The organism is Sulfitobacter sp. F26204 (assembly GCF_026410305.1).
Lineage (GTDB): Bacteria > Pseudomonadota > Alphaproteobacteria > Rhodobacterales > Rhodobacteraceae > Sulfitobacter.
Window position 1 is genome coordinate 19341 of record NZ_JAPMLQ010000015.1, and the last position, 18126, is coordinate 37466.

Annotated in this window: 17 protein-coding genes and 1 pseudogene; 10 read left to right on the forward strand and 8 right to left on the reverse strand. The window is 51.8% G+C overall.

Annotated features, from left to right (window positions below; translation table 11 throughout):
• Both OS190_RS19825 and OS190_RS19830 read right to left on the reverse strand, forming a co-directional pair.
• Positions 1-576, reverse strand: coding sequence for a DUF4956 domain-containing protein (locus OS190_RS19825; protein WP_267160440.1), 576 nt, complete (start codon positions 574-576; stop codon positions 1-3).
• Positions 577-918: 342 nt separating this feature from the next.
• Positions 919-1770 (reverse strand): LysR family transcriptional regulator, encoded by an 852-nt coding sequence (locus OS190_RS19830; RefSeq protein ID WP_267160441.1) that lies wholly within the window; start codon positions 1768-1770, stop codon positions 919-921.
• 104 nt (positions 1771-1874) lie between these two features.
• Here OS190_RS19830 and OS190_RS19835 point away from each other — a divergent pair, with 104 nt between their 5' ends.
• The 3 genes from OS190_RS19835 (at position 1875) to OS190_RS19845 (ending at position 3841) form a co-directional block, all read left to right on the forward strand.
• Complete coding sequence (locus OS190_RS19835) at positions 1875-2354, forward strand: c-type cytochrome (RefSeq protein WP_267160442.1); 480 nt, start codon at positions 1875-1877, stop codon at positions 2352-2354.
• Positions 2355-2400: 46 nt separating this feature from the next.
• Positions 2401-2991 carry a YceI family protein gene (locus OS190_RS19840; protein ID WP_267160443.1) on the forward strand — a complete coding sequence of 197 codons (591 nt, stop codon included), beginning with the start codon at positions 2401-2403 and terminating at the stop codon, positions 2989-2991.
• Between the two features lie 175 nt (positions 2992-3166).
• On the forward strand, positions 3167-3841 hold the full coding sequence (locus OS190_RS19845; RefSeq protein WP_267160444.1) for an ankyrin repeat domain-containing protein: 675 nt from the start codon (positions 3167-3169) through the stop codon (positions 3839-3841).
• A 164-nt stretch (positions 3842-4005) separates the two neighbouring features.
• On the opposite strand, the gene OS190_RS19850 is transcribed toward OS190_RS19845, so the two are convergent.
• From OS190_RS19850 to OS190_RS19860, 3 genes are all read right to left on the reverse strand, one after another.
• Positions 4006-4353 carry a hypothetical protein gene (locus tag OS190_RS19850; protein WP_267160445.1) on the reverse strand — a complete coding sequence of 116 codons (348 nt, stop codon included), beginning with the start codon at positions 4351-4353 and terminating at the stop codon, positions 4006-4008.
• Between the two features lie 738 nt (positions 4354-5091).
• Positions 5092-7734 carry an AAA family ATPase gene (locus OS190_RS19855; RefSeq protein ID WP_267160446.1) on the reverse strand — a complete coding sequence of 881 codons (2643 nt, stop codon included), beginning with the start codon at positions 7732-7734 and terminating at the stop codon, positions 5092-5094.
• Positions 7731-8849: a metallophosphoesterase family protein gene (locus OS190_RS19860; protein ID WP_267160447.1), complete on the reverse strand. Its 1119-nt coding sequence runs from the start codon at positions 8847-8849 to the stop codon at positions 7731-7733. Before OS190_RS19860 ends, OS190_RS19855 begins: the two co-directional genes overlap by 4 nt.
• A gap of 218 nt (positions 8850-9067) precedes the next feature.
• Here OS190_RS19860 and OS190_RS19865 point away from each other — a divergent pair, with 218 nt between their 5' ends.
• The 6 genes from OS190_RS19865 to OS190_RS19890 all read left to right on the forward strand — a co-directional run bounded on the left by OS190_RS19865 (position 9068) and on the right by OS190_RS19890 (position 16635).
• Positions 9068-9658: a hypothetical protein gene (locus OS190_RS19865; protein WP_267160448.1), complete on the forward strand. Its 591-nt coding sequence runs from the start codon at positions 9068-9070 to the stop codon at positions 9656-9658.
• A complete protein-coding gene (locus tag OS190_RS19870) occupies positions 9658-11031 on the forward strand; it encodes a hypothetical protein (RefSeq protein ID WP_267160449.1) in 1374 nt (457 codons plus the stop codon). Before OS190_RS19865 ends, OS190_RS19870 begins: the two co-directional genes overlap by 1 nt.
• The gene (locus OS190_RS19875) at positions 11028-12176 is read left to right on the forward strand and encodes a helix-turn-helix domain-containing protein (RefSeq protein ID WP_267160450.1); all 1149 of its coding nucleotides are present in this window, start codon (positions 11028-11030) and stop codon (positions 12174-12176) included. Before OS190_RS19870 ends, OS190_RS19875 begins: the two co-directional genes overlap by 4 nt.
• 1 nt (position 12177) lies before the next feature.
• A complete protein-coding gene (locus OS190_RS19880) occupies positions 12178-12843 on the forward strand; it encodes a PIN domain-containing protein (RefSeq protein ID WP_267160451.1) in 666 nt (221 codons plus the stop codon).
• Positions 12844-13064: 221 nt separating this feature from the next.
• The gene (locus OS190_RS19885) at positions 13065-14861 is read left to right on the forward strand and encodes an ATP-dependent nuclease (protein WP_267160452.1); all 1797 of its coding nucleotides are present in this window, start codon (positions 13065-13067) and stop codon (positions 14859-14861) included.
• The gene (locus OS190_RS19890) at positions 14842-16635 is read left to right on the forward strand and encodes a UvrD-helicase domain-containing protein (protein ID WP_267160453.1); all 1794 of its coding nucleotides are present in this window, start codon (positions 14842-14844) and stop codon (positions 16633-16635) included. The genes OS190_RS19885 and OS190_RS19890 overlap by 20 nt, the downstream gene beginning before the upstream one ends.
• A 134-nt stretch (positions 16636-16769) precedes the next feature.
• Here the strand turns inward: OS190_RS19890 and OS190_RS19895 are convergent, their stop codons facing one another.
• Positions 16770-16847 (reverse strand): helix-turn-helix domain-containing protein, encoded by a 78-nt coding sequence (locus OS190_RS19895; protein WP_267160457.1) that lies wholly within the window; start codon positions 16845-16847, stop codon positions 16770-16772.
• A 74-nt stretch (positions 16848-16921) separates the two neighbouring features.
• On the reverse strand, positions 16922-17314 hold the full coding sequence (locus tag OS190_RS19900; RefSeq protein ID WP_267160454.1) for a recombinase family protein: 393 nt from the start codon (positions 17312-17314) through the stop codon (positions 16922-16924).
• A gap of 61 nt (positions 17315-17375) precedes the next feature.
• Between OS190_RS19900 and OS190_RS19905 the strand changes: the two are divergent.
• Positions 17376-17990: pseudogene (locus OS190_RS19905) on the forward strand (IS6 family transposase); the annotation flags it as partial.
• A gap of 17 nt (positions 17991-18007) precedes the next feature.
• On the opposite strand, the gene OS190_RS19910 reads toward OS190_RS19905, so the two are convergent.
• A partial coding sequence (locus OS190_RS19910) for a transposase domain-containing protein (protein ID WP_267160458.1) occupies positions 18008-18126 on the reverse strand: 119 nt, incomplete at its 5' end.

Genomic DNA, 18126 nt, shown 5'->3' on the forward strand with positions numbered 1-18126 from the left:
TCAGTTGCGGTAGAAGATATTGATGCGGGCCATGTCGTTGACGTAATTCAGCTCAATAATCTGAAAGGTCATCACGTCGACGCCCAGCCGTTCGCACAAAAGCCGGCGGGTTTTCTCGGTATCGGAAAGGATGTCGGGATCGATCGCATCCAACGTCACTTTCGCACCGTGAGCGGATTTCATCATGTTGGGGTGATCAAGAATCCAGGCTGCAGCAATCACAAAGCTCACGATGCAAAGTACAAACACCAGGCCAGTCCCAAGGACCGAACAAATCACAGCGATGGCGATCGCCCCAAAAAAGTATGCGATCTCGATCTTTTCAATCTGTTCCGATCTCAGGCTGAACAAAGCGAGGATAGCGAACAGGCCAAACCCAGCAGCGAGGGAGAACTGAACACTCGAAAGGATCGTTAACACCGCGAATGCAAAGATGTTGAACATGGACGCGGTCGTCGCAAGCTCCCGGTCGCGATAGCGGCGGTAATACATCCCGAAAACGAGGAGCGACATAGCGCTGGTGTTGATCGCAAGCCGCGCAATGAGTTCCCAGATCGGGTCAGAAAAATTCAACATTTGCATTCCAGTCATGTTACGAAGTGATGTCATCGGTGGGCCGATTGTCACAAAACTGAAATCTAACTGTCATATTTAGTAAGACGTGGCTTTGGGCCTCGGTCCCGCCTTTTATTGGACCTAGGTCAACCCAACCTTTCGACTTTGGTCCAACCAACGCTGTATGGACTGCGGCGGCGGCAGCGCATCCTGTAGCTGGACGGCGGTTTTGAGCGGCGCATGAAGGCGGCTCTACGTTGACATGTCACAACAACACGACCTGGGGTCTGGCGGAACATATCCGCCACTCCAATATCTAGAATGGACTTTCGTCTCATGGCGGCTTTTTGCGGCATCGTCGGGCTATCCAACAAGATCACGTTGCTCTGCCAGAAATCTGATCAATCGCATTTTCACCGCACGCATCTGTTGCGTTTCAATGGCATCTACATGTTGAGCAACCCACAGTGGAACCGTCATTGGCGGCATGATGTACGGAAGCTTCAGCAGCCGATCGTCCCGATCACCTACAAAACACGGCAGAACGGCTATCCCTCGCCCCACCGCTGCCATTTCCTGTAAAGTGAGAAAACTGTCTGCGGCAATTGTAATCTGATCAACAGGGACATTGGCATCCATCCAGGCACCCGCAATTGATCGCGTCAATGGGCCCGTCAGCCCCAGCCATTTGGTCTGCGCAGGGTCAACGGCATAGGCGGCAAAAGCCAATTCTGTTGCAATCTGGCCTACCATATCCTCTGGCAAACGCGCTGAGGGGCGCACCGCAATGCTTGCCTGCTCACGTGATAGATCCAGATGGGTGTTGCTGCTTAAAAGCGTGATGGCAAGATCCTGCTCTTCGACCTGCAATGCATCGACAAAGCCCGGCAGGACAGCGCGACACAGGGTATCCGTGGATGTCACACGGACGGTCCCCTGCAGGGTCAGTCGCCCGCCGCTGGCCAGTCTGTGCACTTCTTGCATTGCGACCTCAGCAGCATGCGCCGCGCGAATGACATGTGTGCAGTCGGCAAGCAATTGATACCCTTGCGATGTCCGCTCAAACAGGACGGTTCCGTGCCGGTCTTCAAATGCGCCTACCCTGCGCAAGACTGTTGCATGGTTCACGCCAAGGTGCTTGGCGGCCTGCAAGACCGACCCTGTTTCCGCCACGGCCAAAACATATCGCAGATCATCCCAATTCTCGTTGTGCATAAATTAAATACCGAGTCCGCAAATATTGTGACTGTTCCTAAATTAATGAACATCTACCCTAAGGGCAATTGATAGCCGGAATTCATCCTGAAAGGGGCACGAAAATGCGAAAGTCTAGTCTCACAATCCTCTCTGCCATTGTCGGTTCTGTCGCCGTCCTTGCCTATGCTGACGGTCATATCAGTGACAAACAGATCGCAGTCGGCATAAAGGCGCGCCAGTCGCAAATGCAGCTTTATGCCTTCAACCTTGGTGCGTTGGGCGCGATGGCCAAGGGCGAAGTTCCCTATGATGCTGAAGCCGCCAGCGGTGCTGCAAACAACCTCGCCGCCCTCGCGTCGCTGAGCCAGGCGGGCTACTGGTTGCCCGGTTCTGACAGTGACAGCGTCGAGGGCAGTCGCGCCCTTCCAGCGATCTGGTCTGCCGACAGTAAGGTCGGCGAAAAAGGCAAAGCCTTCTATGACGCTGTGATCGCGATGCAATCCGCAGCAGGCACGGACCTTGGCGCATTGCAGGCCGCGATGGGTGCCGTGGGCAAAAGCTGCGGCGGCTGCCACGAGGATTACCGCAAACCAAAAGGTTAGTCCTAAGGCAGACTGTCATAGGTCTTTCAAATCAAAGGAAAAATAGATGAGTTTTACAAAAGTCTTGGCAACAGGAGCGTTCATTGTGGCCTGCGCGGCCCCGGTCTTGGCCGCAGACATGTACAAGACGGATCAAGGCCACACCGAAGTCCGCATTGCATGGAGCCACGCAGGCGTATCCACCCAGCATGGTGAGTTCACCAAAGCTGAAGGCACGTTGATGCTGGACCAGGACAATGTCGAAGCATCGAGCCTCACAGCCAAGATCGAAGCGGCCAGCATCTCAACCGGATTTGGACCACTGGATGATCACATTCGCACCGCCGATTTTCTGGAGGTCGAAACCTATCCAACGATCACTTTTGAGAGCACTGCGATCAGCCGCATCGGGGATGCCGCCGCAGACATCACCGGCAATCTGACATTGCACGGCACCACCAAGCCGGTCACCATGGCCGCAACGATGACACACCTTGGGGAACATCCATTGGGCGCTTTCATTGATTATTATAAGGGCGATTGGGCTGCATTTGCGGCAACCTTGGAAATCGACCCTGCCGAATTCGGCGTGGGCATGACCATTCCTGTCGGCAAACTGGTCATTGAGATCAGCACGGAGTTGAAAGCACCGGGCTGAGGCGGGGGTCCCCGCTGGCGAAGTTCAATCGGCGTAGGAACTGGAAGCTCGCCTTTCAGTTTCTCCTCGTTGGAAACTTCAGGCCTGCAAACCCAAAGCCATTCAGACTAAGGGTTTGGCTTTTGCTGCCTGCGCACGGCCCAAACCGCTTAGGTTGGAAGGATAAGGTATCTCGATGAACATCATTCTTCGTGTTCTGTTCCTCTGTGCGGCACACCTATGGTGCACCCTGGCAATCGCTCAAACTGCCCCTTCTGCTCCTGACATTGCCTCCTACACAGGTCTGCATCTTGCTGCCCATGAAGGGCAGACCGCAGAGATCAGACGACTGACCGCGGCTGGCGCCGATCCAAATGCCAGGGACCGCGCAAATCGCACTCCAGCGCATGTGGCAACCTTTGCTTCCCACGAGGATGCTTTGAAAGCGCTTGCGGCCGGGGGTGGGGACATGAACGCACTTGAGGACCGGTTTTACGACGTCCTGACAATTGCAGCAGTGGCAAATGATCCGGAAATGGTATCTCTGGCAATGCAGCTTGGCAACAAACCGGATCTAATCACGAGTGTCTATGACGGAACAGCTCTGATCGCTGCTGCGCATCTTGGCCATCACGAAGTGGTCGCACTTCTGGTCAAAGGTGGTGCTCCTCTGGACCACGTAAACAACCTTGGATGGACAGCGCTGATCGAGGCTGTTGTTCTTGGCGACGGCGGGCCGGATCATGTCAAGACTGTCCAAATTCTCGTTGAAGCCGGGGCTGACCAATCCATCGGAGACCGCGACGGGATAACTCCGCTTCGGCATGCAGTCTCGCGCGGCTACACGGAGATTATTGAACTTCTGATGTAGCTGGAATTCATTCGTGAGAACGTAAATCCATAGGTTTTTCTGAACAAATTTGGTAGGTCTACAAGGCAGGCAGAAATCGCATTGAGGCAAAAATCAACGGCCATTTTAATGATACGTGCAGGGTGTCGGCTTCGTCAGCGTTGCAAGTGCATCCAAGTGCCGCGTCAGCAATAGCCGAGCGTGCAAACGGCAGATTTGTCGCGACTTGATCCGTGAGCGTTTTGTCTCCGCTGCAGCTTGCATGGATGACCGGTTTTTCCGCCGGCAGCGGCGTAGAGGTTTACGCTGTAGTAGCAATATTCACGCTGCGAGCGCTTGCCGCATAAAATCATTAGGTCCGGTGTGGGCTGATACTGTTGAAAAACACCGTTTTTGGCAAAATCGATGAATTTTTTGTCCGTACAGCGCCACCAACTTTTCGAGGCGAGGGGTTCGGCCAAATCAGTGTTCTGCCGCTCATGTGACAGCTCACTGTACCTCATGGCAGATCCCTTCTGACTTTTACGTTTCATGGCTTCTTTCCGAATAATCACGACATCCGAAATTTGGAGTTTTCAACACAATCGGGCTCGGACCCGGCAATCGCCGCGCAGATCACGAGTGGCCACTTTGGTAAATTACGTTCCTGCGGCAGCAGGTCCCTGCCCCTTCAAGTCATCCCCTCAAGGGTAAAATTCTAACATATTGACTATTATACGAATTTGATCATGCGGTAAAATTCTCCACCCATCAACTACGTGTAGTTCCACTAAAATATGATCGATCACGCGCTGCTCTCATTTGACTGTCATCAACCGTAAGGCCATTTCCTTTTCGCCCCACCTAACCGAAAATGTGTCAGAAACATCAAACCATTCACTTCCGTCTCCAGCGCCGTGATTTTGCCCCATGCAAGAGCAATTACAGTCATGCCCTTTTGCATTTCTGCAAGCTGGTGCGCAAACTTCATAATCACGGTAAGGCTGCACAACAAATACTTGCCGATACCGAAGCAAGCCTGCCTCAATAAAAGTATTAAACTAGGCCTTCGGAATTTCCCATGCCTGATGATCACGAACGTATTTCGGTCTAGTTTTCCCAAGGCCGTAGAGCCAAGATTTATTGTCTTCTCCAAAAGGCAAGTGGACCAGTACTCTGGTTCCCTTCTCGTCACTTCGAATTGCCATTGGTATCGTTTTGTGCCGCCAATTCGCACGTATCTCTGGCGGCATTCTTGATAAATCCAACACATCAAGCTCCTTTAAAGTCTATTAGACAGCCTCGGTTTCAATGAATGCCCGCGTGCCGCCAAGATCAGAGAAGGCTCTGGTACGACAACTCAGCACGATGATCTGTTGATCCTTCGCAGCGTGCGACAGCATGTTGAACATAGTAGAAATCCGCTCGTCATCTGTGTGTACAAGTGCGTCATCAAGGATTAGCGGGACCTGCCTGCCCTGTTTCGCGAACAGTTTTGCAAAGGCCAGTCTGGTCAGGATCGCGATTTGCTCATAGGCTCCGCCTGACAAAACGTTGATGTCGTCCTCAACACCATTGCGGATGATTTTGCCAACAAGCATCTTTTCGGGATCAAGTTCAAAATCAGCCCCGGCATGCAACTGTGCCAACAGCGGGCGCAGTTCGTTGCGGATCGGTTCGAAATACGTTTCTTGAGCATCTTTGCGTGCTTCATCAAGATGCGCGATGAGCATGTTTAAGGCCTTCGCTTGTAGCTCGTATCGCTTGGCGCGCTCTGAAGCCTTTTCAAGCTGATCGGTTACTTCTGCGAGCTTTTCTTCGACGGCGCCTTCAGACTGCGTCTCGATAGCCCCGTCCACGCGCGCAAGTTCGCGTTCCAGTTTGTTGACTTCATCGCGGTCTGCTTTCTCAGCGCTAAGCAAGCGCTCATGGGTGGACCGCGCCATGTCGAGATCAGGTGCGTTTGCCTTTAGGTCCACGAGCGTCTGTGCCGCCTTCTCTTCCTTCTCAATCTCTTCGTCACGGGATGTTTGCAGTGCGGCCAGGGCGGCATCTTCACCCTGTGGCTTTGCCAGCAATATCTTTTCCTCCAAAAGATGGTTCAGCACACCGGTAGCTTCGGCAACATCATTTGCAGCCTGCGTTGCGACCGTCTGAAGCGGTTGTATGCTGGACCTGAGATCCTCAAGGTCATCATCAATGACGGATATCTGCTCTTCGATCTGCACAGCAGAAAGGTCGACATTCTCCGAGCTAGCAGGGCCCGGGGGTTGATCAGCTGGCGAATGGCCAAGCTCATTGCAAAGTGCCTTCCATTCCTCATCCAGAGCCTCGATTCCATCAGGCGCTAACCCTCTGATTTCTGCTAAGGCGACAGTCTTGTCGTTCGTCGCGCCTTGACGCGCATTAAACGCGCTGCGGGCATCTTGCACTGATTGAACACCAAATGCCTGAAGGGCCGCAGCCTGGTCTGCTTCTAACGCGTCTGGATCTTCAATACCCGCCCCTGCCCCAGCCGCGGGAGTGAGATTAACGGCTCCATACCCCGAGAGTTTCAGTGTGAGGGGACGGTCAATAAGCGCTTCTTTTTCAGGTTCGAGTGCAACTCCGTCGCATTCGGCAGTTCCTGCTGTTGACGGTTGGACTGAAAATTTTGCAAATTGTGCGTGCCGTTGCTCATGCGCGACGCTTATACGCCGCCCAAGATCAACAAGGTGATCAAGGTCAATTTGCGTAATTTCGGCGCGCTCCAAAATCACGTCCGCATCTCGTAGCTTTGTCTGAGGTACCGAAAGCTGGCTGATGAGATCAGCGAGCACGCGCATCCTCTCCCACTTTTGGAGGGATTTTTCGGCCGCTCGCGCAGCGCTCAAAGATTGGACCAGATCGCGTCGTTCCGTTTCTTTTTGCGCGATCACCGCCTTTACGTCCGCCAAGGCAGTATCTGACTTAAGTTGTACCGCGCGAAGATCCGAAGTTTGCTCCTCTCTTAGCGTGATTTCATCAACGAGCTGCTGACGGCGTTCCTGTGTGTCTGTGATGTCTTTGACTTGGCGGATCAGTTGGTTCTTTTCAGCTACAATCAATTGGAGCGCCTTGTCGGCGTCCGTCACATTGCGATCGTGCTGCTGTGCCATTTGATAGGCTTCTTCGGCCAAATTGAGTTCTTGAATCCGCGCTTCTTGTTTTTGCGGATCATGCAGTGCGCGCAAACGCAACTTAGCCTGTCGTTTTGTTGCTAGGGCATCCGAAAGAACTTTTACATCGGCCTCAAGCCGCTCCTTACGCTGGAGCAGCTCATCAATGCTGTCCTCAATTGTTTTCCATGGGCTTCCAGCCTTTGCCTTAAGACTTTTCGTGGCCAAAGCATCTAGTTCTTTGCGGCATTGCTCAACGATCTTGTCCATGCGCCGCCCGCCTGTGACCGCATCGATCTGACCTCGCACGCTGGACATCAAATCTCGGCGCGCCGCGACGTTGCTGGCATCCTTATCTTTGCCCTCTGGGTCAACATGAGTTGCCCCCTGCCTCACCCAAAGCAAACCAGCGGGCCCCTTGTTCACCTTGTTGATATTTTCCTCAATCCACGCTTCAGCGTCACCCTGTTGCTTGATGACCTGCCCACTCCCGCAGTCGATAACTCTTGCTGACTTTTGAACCAGAAACGATTTCTCTACCCGAAATTCCTTCCCATCAATTTCTACAACAGCTGCCACGGACGCGGCACCGCCAGAATAGGGCTGTAGGTTCTTAACCTCTTGCGAGGAGGACCCATGCGGCACAAAGAACAATGCGTGCAATGCATCAAAGAAGGTGGACTTTCCTGCTTCATTCTCTGCCGTGATGGTCGTCAAACCGTCGCCAAAAGGCCCAAGCTGCGCTTTCTGACCGCCGAAACGACGTACATTCGTCAACTCGAGCTGACGCAGCTTCATTGGGACGGCTCCTGTTGGGAAATATGGAACAGATGTGTCAAAGCAATTTGGGCGATCTGGACATCCTCAGCTGTCCGGCCCTGAAGGTCCGTAGCTTCAAAAAGGCTATCCGCGGCGGCCCGCAAAGCGCCACCTGTAGCAATCAGATCAAGATCATCAACGGCTTGCTCGATACCCAATCGGTCGAAGATGGCTTCGAAGTAATGAAAGTCGTCAGCGATCTGTTTGCACGTATCCCGCAGCTGGCTTTGTTCAAGCAGTCCAAGCCGCCCAGTTGCCTCAAACCGAACTATTGTCTTGTCCCGATCCGAAGCTGGGAGTGCCTCGGTCAATTGCTGCACCGGATCCGTGCCCGCAAAGAAGTCGAGCGCCAGCAATCGCCAGTCGAATTGCCCAATCGGAACGGGCGTCACCTGCGGGACATCACCGGGCGCTGTAATCTCGACAAGCAGCGCACCCGCTTCGGCATGCCCTTTGAAGCTGTCCGCTTCAGGACTGCCTGAGTACCAAGTCCGTGGCGTGATCGACTTCTGACCGTGCCAATCGCCGAGTGCCAAGTAGTCAAGATTCGATAGTTCTGCCCGATCCGGTCGAATGACCGCAACTGTCCCCTCTTCGCTGCCAAAATCCAGAATTCCGCCGTGTGCCAGGCCGATCCTAAAACGCTTGCTTGTCAATGCATCCGTCATCCAATCCGTGAGGTCTACGCCGGGATTCCGCACCGAGGGCGGGGCCGGTAGGATCGCAACGTGATCCCCAATTTCTATCACTTCCGGCGTTAAAGCGAGGATCACGTTTTCAGGCTTGTCTCGCTCTATCCGCTCCCAGAGATCAACCGCTGCAAGGCTGTCGTGGTTTCCAGGCATTAGGATCCATTGCAGGTCAGGGTAGTCACCCATGACATCAAGCGCGCGCCGGACAACCTTAGATGGCGGCGCTTCAGCGTCGAAGGTATCTCCAGCAATCAAGATAAACTCAGCTTTGCCAGCACGCGCTGCATCACCGAGACGCCTTAGAGCGTCCAGACGGGCTGTGCGTAGTGCCGCCTGTGTATCAGCGTCGAACCGACCGAAGGGCTTTGCAAGGTGAAGATCGGCTGTATGAAAAAATCGCACTGAAAACCCCAGAAATGACTATTGCATCACAGTAGTCCTTTGAATCTTCGCCTGCAAACCAATGAGTTTTTCGGAAAGCTAGAAGCAGAAAGGAGGCTCTACGCTTCAGCTTCCGCCCCAGCAAAAGTCGCACGCAAAGCTATCAGCAAGCGTTTAGATTCACATATTTGACATTGTCTGATTTTACATCTATGTATTTGACATGAAGGATGGCATGCATGAGTGACGGACCCTACAAAAGCTTACCCATGAAGCAATCGTGGAGGGACGTCTGCGAGCGGGCGCACAAAGAGGCGTTCACGGAACAAGAACGAGCGCAGAGTATGTGTGTTGCATTGCATAAGGACTTTCTGCGGGAGGTAGGTAAAGACTACCTCATGGCAATCGGAAACGTTCTTGTAGATCAACAACAAGGAAACTTGCTGTCGGATCTCAAGAACTTCGAAATCGACGCCATACGTTACAAATTTACGCAATCCCCGCTCCGTGATGCCCTATCGGAGCACATTCATGCAGCTCTTTACGACGGATTTTCAGGTGAACGTGCGATCGTGGAAGCTGTCCAGCGTACCGCCATTGATCATGGGCTGTCACACATTCGCCAGATTGAAGAACATTACAAACGCGACGCACGTGATCACAACGAACAACAGAAGGTGATCAGTGTTCGCGAAAATCTGACAAGAACGTTGGAGACTGACCAAGTCGGGAAATTCGGCCAAGAAATAGTCAGACTTATCCGAGGTGAAGCCGTCGTTTCTAGGCTTGTAAAGGCTAGTGGACTTGATGATGGACCGGAGCTTCGCTGATGCGCAAACAGCCCTATGATGTATGTTTTGAAGCTGACCTGGTTTACCCTGGAGAAGCATCACGAGATGGGATGACCCCTTGCGTAATTGGAAAAGACATCAAGTTCGATCCCGATGCGATGCAAGGGTTCGTTCCAGGCGAATGGCAAACTGTCATTTATGACGCGATGCTGATTGTTGCTGCTGTCGAAGTTTGTGATCATTCGAAAACACGCGCAAAAATGGATTGGGCACGCAACCTCCGTGTCGGTATTCCCGTACATGAACCCGCGCGTTGGATGGATCCAGCAGTTAAAGGGCCACTTCTTAGAGCACTACAACTTTTGACCGGTGACAATTGGACAATTGAGTTTCGCAAAACTCCAGAACCGCAACCTGGACCAGCGCAGAGAGGCCTAGGCTTCCCTCATTATGCGGACATGATTATTCCATTCAGCGACGGCCTTGATTCACAAGCTGTCGCAGGCATCCTGGCAACGGAGCGGGCAAACGAAGTCATGGTACGGGTGCGTGTCGGTGCAAGCCGAATCAAAAAGCCAAGCATTGGCAAACAAACTAATCCGTTTGAGAATGTTCCGTTTACTGTCAAACGTGTATTAGCTGGAAACGGTGAGTCTTCAGGACGTTCTCGCGGTTTCAAGTTTGGCGTGCTGTCTGGAATGGCTGCGTACCTGATTGGTGCCGATAAGGTAATTGTTCCTGAGAGCGGCCAAGGCTCTCTTGGTCCGGTTCTTGTGAATGTTGGCCAAAGCCACTTTGATCGTCGCACTCACCCACTGTTCACCTTCATGATCTCTGACTTCCTGGAAGCCTTATTTGGCAAACGGATCCTCTTTGAGCACCCGATGATTTTTGGAACAAAGGGGCAAACTCTCGCAACCTATCGCTCGATCTTTCCAGATCACCAGATTTGGACTGACACGCGTTCTTGCTGGATGGATCAACGCCACGCTTCAATCAGTGGTGATTATCGCCAGTGTGGAATCTGCGCGGCTTGTATGTTGCGCCGGACTAGTCTTCACGCCGGCGGATACAGTGAACATCCTAACAACTATATCTGGGAAGACTTAAGCGCAGCCAAATTTAGGGATGGAGCCAACTCAAGTTTCGGAAAACACAATAATTCTCAACGAGAATATGCAATCGCCGGAACTCTCCATATGGACCATCTCGCTGCTTTGCGACATATGGAGAATTTTGACACTCTTGTCGTACGGCAAGCTCTTCCATTAGCACGGGCAATGGGTTTCGAAGTCGACCACGTGAAGAAGAAAATCATCAATATGATAGAAGTACACGCCGAAGAGTGGAGAGCATTTCTTGATGAATTGTCTCCTCAGTCATTTGTGCGCGAATGGGCAGAAACAACATGAACAACCCCGTACACTCCATTGACGCAACCCAACTTGGACATCGCCTCAAATTGGCTCGAGAGCAGACCGATATGACTCAGGCAATCGCGGCTACTAAGGCAGACCTGTCACGCACGACTCTAGTAGCAATCGAACAAGGAAAGCGACCAGTCAAAGAAGGTGAACTAATCAACTTGACTGACCTCTATGGCATCACTCTCAACCAGTTGCTCAGACGCGAGGCTGTTCATGTTGATTTAGTGCCACGTTTCAGGAAGATGGGCGACAATATCGACGATACATTTGAAGTTGCGATTAAAACTCTAAACGATTTCGTAGCAGCAGAAGTTGAACTGGAGCGAATTCTAGGGGTCGAACGTGTCTCAAGCTTACCACCAGAGCGACCTTTGTTACCGGGGGATGTTCGCAAACAAGCGGAGATCGATGCGCACGAACTAAGACAACGCTTGGGATTGGGTCAGGGTCCAATCCGAAACGCCTTTGCACTTCTCGAACTCGATTTAGGCATGCGCGTCTACACCCACCCGTTAAAAAACAACATTTCCGGTTTGTTTGCCCACGATGACAATGTCGGATCCTGCATACTCATCAATTCAAACCACCGATACGAACGGCAAGTACAGACTGCAGTGCATGAACTTGGACACTCCGTAGGAACTCGACGTCGCCCTGACGTCTGCCACGACGCCTTTGAACACAACTCTCGGGAAGAACGATATGCGACAGCTTTCGGTCCCGCTTTTTTGATGCCAGCACATTCTCTGGCACAAAAATTACAAGAAAATCGGGCAGGAAGTGCGCGATTGACTCGACGCCATGTGATAATACTTGCCGAGTACTTTGGCGTTTCGCGCGAAGCCCTAGTCCGCCGGCTTGAAGAACTCGAACTAGCACCCGATGGAACCTGGGATTGGTTCGCTCGAAATGGGGGGATTACAGACGTTCAGGCCGCTGAGGTGCTTGGTGGGGGCACTGCAAATGACACGACGGCTCAATATCGTCCATTGCGCAGCGTCGTCCGCCTTGAGACACTTGCGGCTCAGGCATTAGAACGCGATTTGATGAGCGAAGGTCAAATTGCTACTTTGCTGAAGATTGACAGGTTCAAGGCGCGTCGTCTCAGAATGGAAGGAGAGGACTCCTAAGATGCGTTCTGTTAGCTGTATCTCAAAGTTTGAGACCCCGTTGGTCCTCGACGCTAGCGTCTTTGTCAATTTAAGTGCGACCGGCTACGCAGACCGAATTCTTGAAGCAATTCCAGTGGAAGTCCTCATCCCAGCTCCGGTCGTAACCGAGCTCTTGAACAGCATAAAATTGGGCTATAACGACGCTATTGCACTTGGCCCCCTCTTGGAAGAAGGCATTGTCTCTCCGTTGGACATTCCTCGAAAAGCACAGCTAGACTATCTGGAACTAGTTTCTGGTTCGACCACGTCGAGTCTAGGTGACGGTGAAGCCGCGACGATAGCCAGCGCCAATGCTTTGAATGCATGGGCTGCGATTGATGAGCGGAAAGCCCGTCGTGTTTGTGCGAACCGCTATCAAAACCTCAAAGTTTCCAGTACGGTCGATTTGCTTACCCATCATGATGTGACAGCAGCATTTTCTGATCGGGAACTCTCTGTTGCACTAATTGCCGCTCTCGAAATCGCGCACATGCATGTTCCAGACGAACACCTATGCTGGGTGGCGCAGCATATTGGCTTGGATCGGGTCGAGGCGCTTTCGACTCTACCTCGGACTTTCTGCGAGAGATATAGACGGATTTCTGTAGACGCAAAAAGCCGAGCCACCACAACAGGCATCAGCTAAGCTAGTGCAAACACCTACATGGCATAGCGACCTTGGCGTTTCGACTGGAACGTCCAGAGGTGACCAAACAACCGCTAAACTATGACACATCATCTTCAAGCATTTAGTCTAATTCTGGCTGTTCAATCTGTGGTTTAGCTCATATCGTTGACAGCAGATTAATTATCGATGTCGGGACTCCCTTTTTTAGGACAACCGGGTAACTTTTTGGGAAAAATTCTGTGTATTTGTCGCGCATCAAAATCAAAAACTTTCGAAATTTCAAATTGCTTGACGTGGCTCTTGCAGGGAACATTGTTGTCGTTGGCGAGAACCGTGTCGGTAAGACGAACTTAATCCATGCCCTAAGGCTGGTTTTCGATCCGTCGCTTCCAGATAGTGCCCGAGAACTGGGTATTGGTGATTTCTGGGACGGGCTTGGCCCACTCGATGAAGACAGCGAGATTGAGATATCAGTCGACGTCAAGGATTTTGAGGACGACTTAGATGTGCTGGCTGTATTGACAGACTACCGACTAGCTACAGATGTTGAAACAGTACGCCTCACCTTTTCTTTTAAACCGTTGGATGGTCTTGGACACGCGCCATCAACGAGCGAAGATTTTGAGTTTTCCTGCTATGGCGGCGGTGACACGTCAAAGAGATTTGGGCACGATCTCAGGCGGCGGCTCACGCTCGATGTCTTACATGCACTAAGAGATGCAGAAGGTGATCTTGCGACATGGCGTAGGTCTCCGTTGCGACCATTGGTCGAAGAAGCATTTAGCTCAATTGACCTTGATGACGTCGAAGACATTGGCACCAAGATCAAAGAGGCAACTGATGCGCTAATTGATCTTGAAGAAGTCAGCGACCTTGAGACAAAGATAGCCACATCCTTTCTCGAGATGAGTGGCCCCAAGCAAGATGTGAGGCCTAAGCTTGGGTTTGCTGCAACGGAAAACACTCGTCTCTTGCGTCAGATCAAGCTTTTGATCGACGACGGCGAAAGAGGAGTAGCTGATGCAAGTTTAGGCTCCGCAAACCTGATCTTTTTGACTCTGAAAACTCTCGAGCTGGACAATCTGATTATGAAAAATCAGCGTGACCATTCACTGTTGGCGATCGAAGAACCAGAGGCACATCTGCATCCGCATATGCAGCGCCTTGTTTATGACGATCTATTTGAAAAATCATCTAAGACTATCGCAGATCAACCAAAGCCCCCATTGTCGATCATTCTGACAACACACTCACCGCACATCGCGAGTGTTGCTCCATTGCGCTCGATTTTGCTCCTGAGGGCGACCCCAGATGACGGCTCAGTTGGTCAATCGACCGCCACGATAGATCTGACAAACGATGAGGCTGATGACCTTGCACGATATCTCGATGTTACACGTGCGGAGATGTTATTTGCGCGCGGCGTGATCCTGGTAGAGGGGGATGCAGAGAAGTTTCTTATTCCTGAATTTGCAGCGGAGATGGGAGTTACACTTGACGAGCACGGTATCTCCGTTTGCTCCGTCGCGGGCACTCATTTCAAACCTTACGTCAAATTTCTCGAGGCCTTAGGAATTCCATTTTCAGTCATCACCGATTGGGATGGTGGCTACGGCCAAAAGCGCATTACTAATATTGTTCACCTTATTGACGACACAACTGGCAACGCTCGTGCAGCTGAAGTGGCAAAAATAGACGAAATTGCGGCTACTGACGATTACGAGGCATTTGATGCGAAGGTTGCTGAGTTTGGCATTTTCACAAACGATGAGACATTGGAAGTTGACCTTATCAAAGGTGATTTTAAGGACCAGATTATTGCGACACTTCGGGAGGGGAAGTTCGGTCCAAAGCGCACAAAGCGGATCGATACATATGAGGCCAAATATACCGACGATGATAAAAAGGCGTTTCTCGCTTTGGTAGAGGCAATCGGAAAAGGTCGTTTTGCGCAGAGATTGGCAACGCGGATACAGGGAATTGCTGTGCCGCCCTATATCGCTGGTGCAATCCAGCATGTGGTTGATCGTGTCTAATCGCGCGCTCTATCTCAAAGCGGCGGAGGACTTGAGGTCCAATGACGGGCAGTGGCAGGCCTATGAGTCAAAGGATCACTGTGTGGTTCTCGCTGGCCCCGGCAGCGGGAAAACAAAAACTCTAACTATCAAATTTGCGCGCCTATTGTCCGAGGAAATTGAAGCCCCGCGAGGTGTGGCATGCATAACCTACAACAATGAATGCGCTCGCGAGCTGGAGCATCGTTTGGCAGGTCTGGGCGTAGAACCAAGTAAGCGCGTCTTCATAGGAACCGTCCACTCATTCTCACTTACGCAAATATTGTTGCCCTACGGGCGCTCCCTTGGCGTCGGGTTACCTGAAGAATTTAGCGTCGCGACGCTGCAACAGCAACGGACTGCGCTTGAAAACGCCTATAATGAAGTCGTCGGAGGGCCGGCAAATCCTCAAAATGCTAGATTTGGGATGGACTTCTATCGACGTTCAAATCTAGATCGAACTAAACCTGAATGGCGCGGCCGAGACCAGCAAAAAGCACTCCTTGTAGAAGCCTATGAACGGCATTTGCGCGCTGCTGGGTTAATCGATTTTGACGACATGCCACTTTTGGCCCTTCGCGCCTTAAGGCAAAATAAGTGGCTCAGAAATGCGCTTGTCGCGAAATTTCCAGTTCTTGCAGTCGATGAATATCAAGACCTGGGTCGCGCGCTACATCAGATGGTGGTTGGGCTTTGCTTCCATTCGGGAATGCGCCTTCTAGCAGTTGGGGATGCCGACCAATCAATCTACGGATTCATCGGTGCGTATCCAGAATTGCTGCAAAAGCTTTCAGAGCGGGCCGAAGTGGAGACCGTTGTTCTTGGGCTCAACTATCGTTGCGGTTCCCTGATCGTGGAAGCTTCGGAATATGCATTGGGGGAAGCACGAGGGTATCAAGTTCCAGAAAATGCTGCTGCAGGCACTGTCTATTTTCATCCACTTACTGGAGGATATAGCGGGCATGCTGACCACTTCTTTTCTACAATTTTGCCCGCAATAGAAGCCCGCAATCCAGAACTAACACCAGGACAAATAGGCATTCTGTATCCAGCCGCTTTTCTAGGCGATGAAATCGCTCAAGCAGCAGAAATCTATGGCTATGGGATCATCCGCACGGATGCGAACGCGCTCTATCCAAGATCGTCAAGATTGATGAGATGGTTAGAACAATGCGCTGCTTGGTGCTGCAATGGTTGGCGCAACGGAAATCCGAGGTGGACACGTATTGTTGCTGAAGGCACTCGATTGTTTTCTGAAGCGTTAGCAACAGACGAGCAGAAGACCGAATTTGGACGTTCCCTTCTTGCTCACATGTGGCAGCACCGAGACAGCCAGAATGATCTTTTTGATTGGCTGAATGAGATCAACGGAGCGCTTCTTTCTCCCTTGTTGATCATCGGCGGAAGAACTCTTGCTGATGAGAAAGTCATTTTTGACACGTTTGTAGAGAGGGTTGGTCCGAATGGTGACGTAGGAAAAATGGGGCTAGGTCAATTTTCAGGCGAGGGGGCCGGAAATGACCGGATAAATTTGTCATCGCTACACTCTGCTAAAGGTAGGGAATTTGATGTCACTGTCTTGTTCGGTATGGATGATGGGCGAATGCCGCGCGCAAATTCAACGCAAGCTGACATTATTGCTGCCCGGCGATTGTTCTATGTAGGATTTACTAGGGCACGCACAGAGCTGCACATGGCTTTCTCAGCACACAACCCATCACCTTTCGTGACAGAAGTCGAAGAACGACTTAACTAGATTTGATCGACTTACCTGAGTATTTATTTTTGAACTTCACCTAGTCTATGATTCAACTCAGCTTCGTAGATTGCTGCTACACAACAGGTTGCATTTTGACCTGCCTCGCCACCTATCTGCAGCCATGAACGCAATCAACGCAGCCTTGAAATTGTAGTGTGAGCAACGCCAAGATCTCGTGCGATCGCGCGGCAGGTTTCGCCATCTGCCATGCGCTGACGTGCGAGGCCACGTTGGTGTGCAGTGAGCTTTGGTTTGCGTCCGAACTTAGTTCCGTTTGCAATGGCTAACTGGCGACCCTCGTTCGCACGTCTGGTGATGCGTCGCGTTCGTCTTCTGCAAGGGCGGATAGAAAGGCGAGGATGCCCTTTCCCATCGGGGTTGTCAGATCGAGCCACGGCTTGTCTAACACCTTAACGGTTGCCGACCGGTCTGCGACCCGTTGGATGATACCGATCCCGTACATCATGGATCTGGTTGCCCTGTCCCATTCGGCGATGACGAGGATGTCCCCTGCCCCCAAAGCATCAATGGCGCGTTCCAACTGAGGTCGGCCTTTGACTGTCCGGCCGGATGCAATTTCGCGAAAGATCTTTTCCGCTTTGGCAGCGTTTAAGGCACCGATCTGGCGATCAAGGGATTGTCCTTGGCTGGACACTCTGGCGTAACCAATAAGCATGAATGGCACCGTCAGAGCAAAATTGGTTGAGGCGGGCAGGGCGAGCAATTAGCGTCGCAGGATGACAAAACGCAGCCCCTTTCGATACTTCAAGACCAGCCCCGAGATCATCCGCCTAGCCGTTATGATGTATGTGCGGTTTCCGCTCTCGCTGCGGAATGTTGAGGATCTTTTGCACGAACGCGGTATCGAAATCAGCCACGAAACGGTTCGATTTTGGTGGAACAGATTTGGCCCGTTGTTTGCCGCAGAGATCCGCAAGAAAAGGGTCAGCCAGATGCGCGCATATTCGAACTGGCAGTGGCACCTAGACGAGGTGTTCGTAAAGATTAACGGCGAGACGCACTATCTTTGGCGGGCTGTGGATCACGAAGGGGAAGTCCTGGAAAGCTTCGTTGCGAAGCGCCGTGATCGCAAGGCTGCATTGAAATTCCTAAGAAAAACAATGAAACGTCATGGTCGCGTACATGTCTTTGTCACCGACAAGTTACGTTCCTACGGCGCGGCGATGAAGGAGATCGGCAACGCAGATCGGCAAGAAACTGGCCGCTGGCAAAACAACAGGGCTGAGAATTCACACCAGCCATTTCGAAGGCGAGAAAGGGCTATGCTTCGCTTTAGACGGATGCGAACTTTACAGAAATTCGCCGCCGTTCACGGCTCAATCCACAGTAACCGGTGCGCCGATCCCACCTATTTGACGTAATTCCAGGGTAGCAGCTCGTTGATCATGCTTTGTTTGTGGCCAGCGACGATGGCTGTGAGCGTATTGGTCAGATAGGCGTGCGGATCGACATCGTTTAATTTGCAGG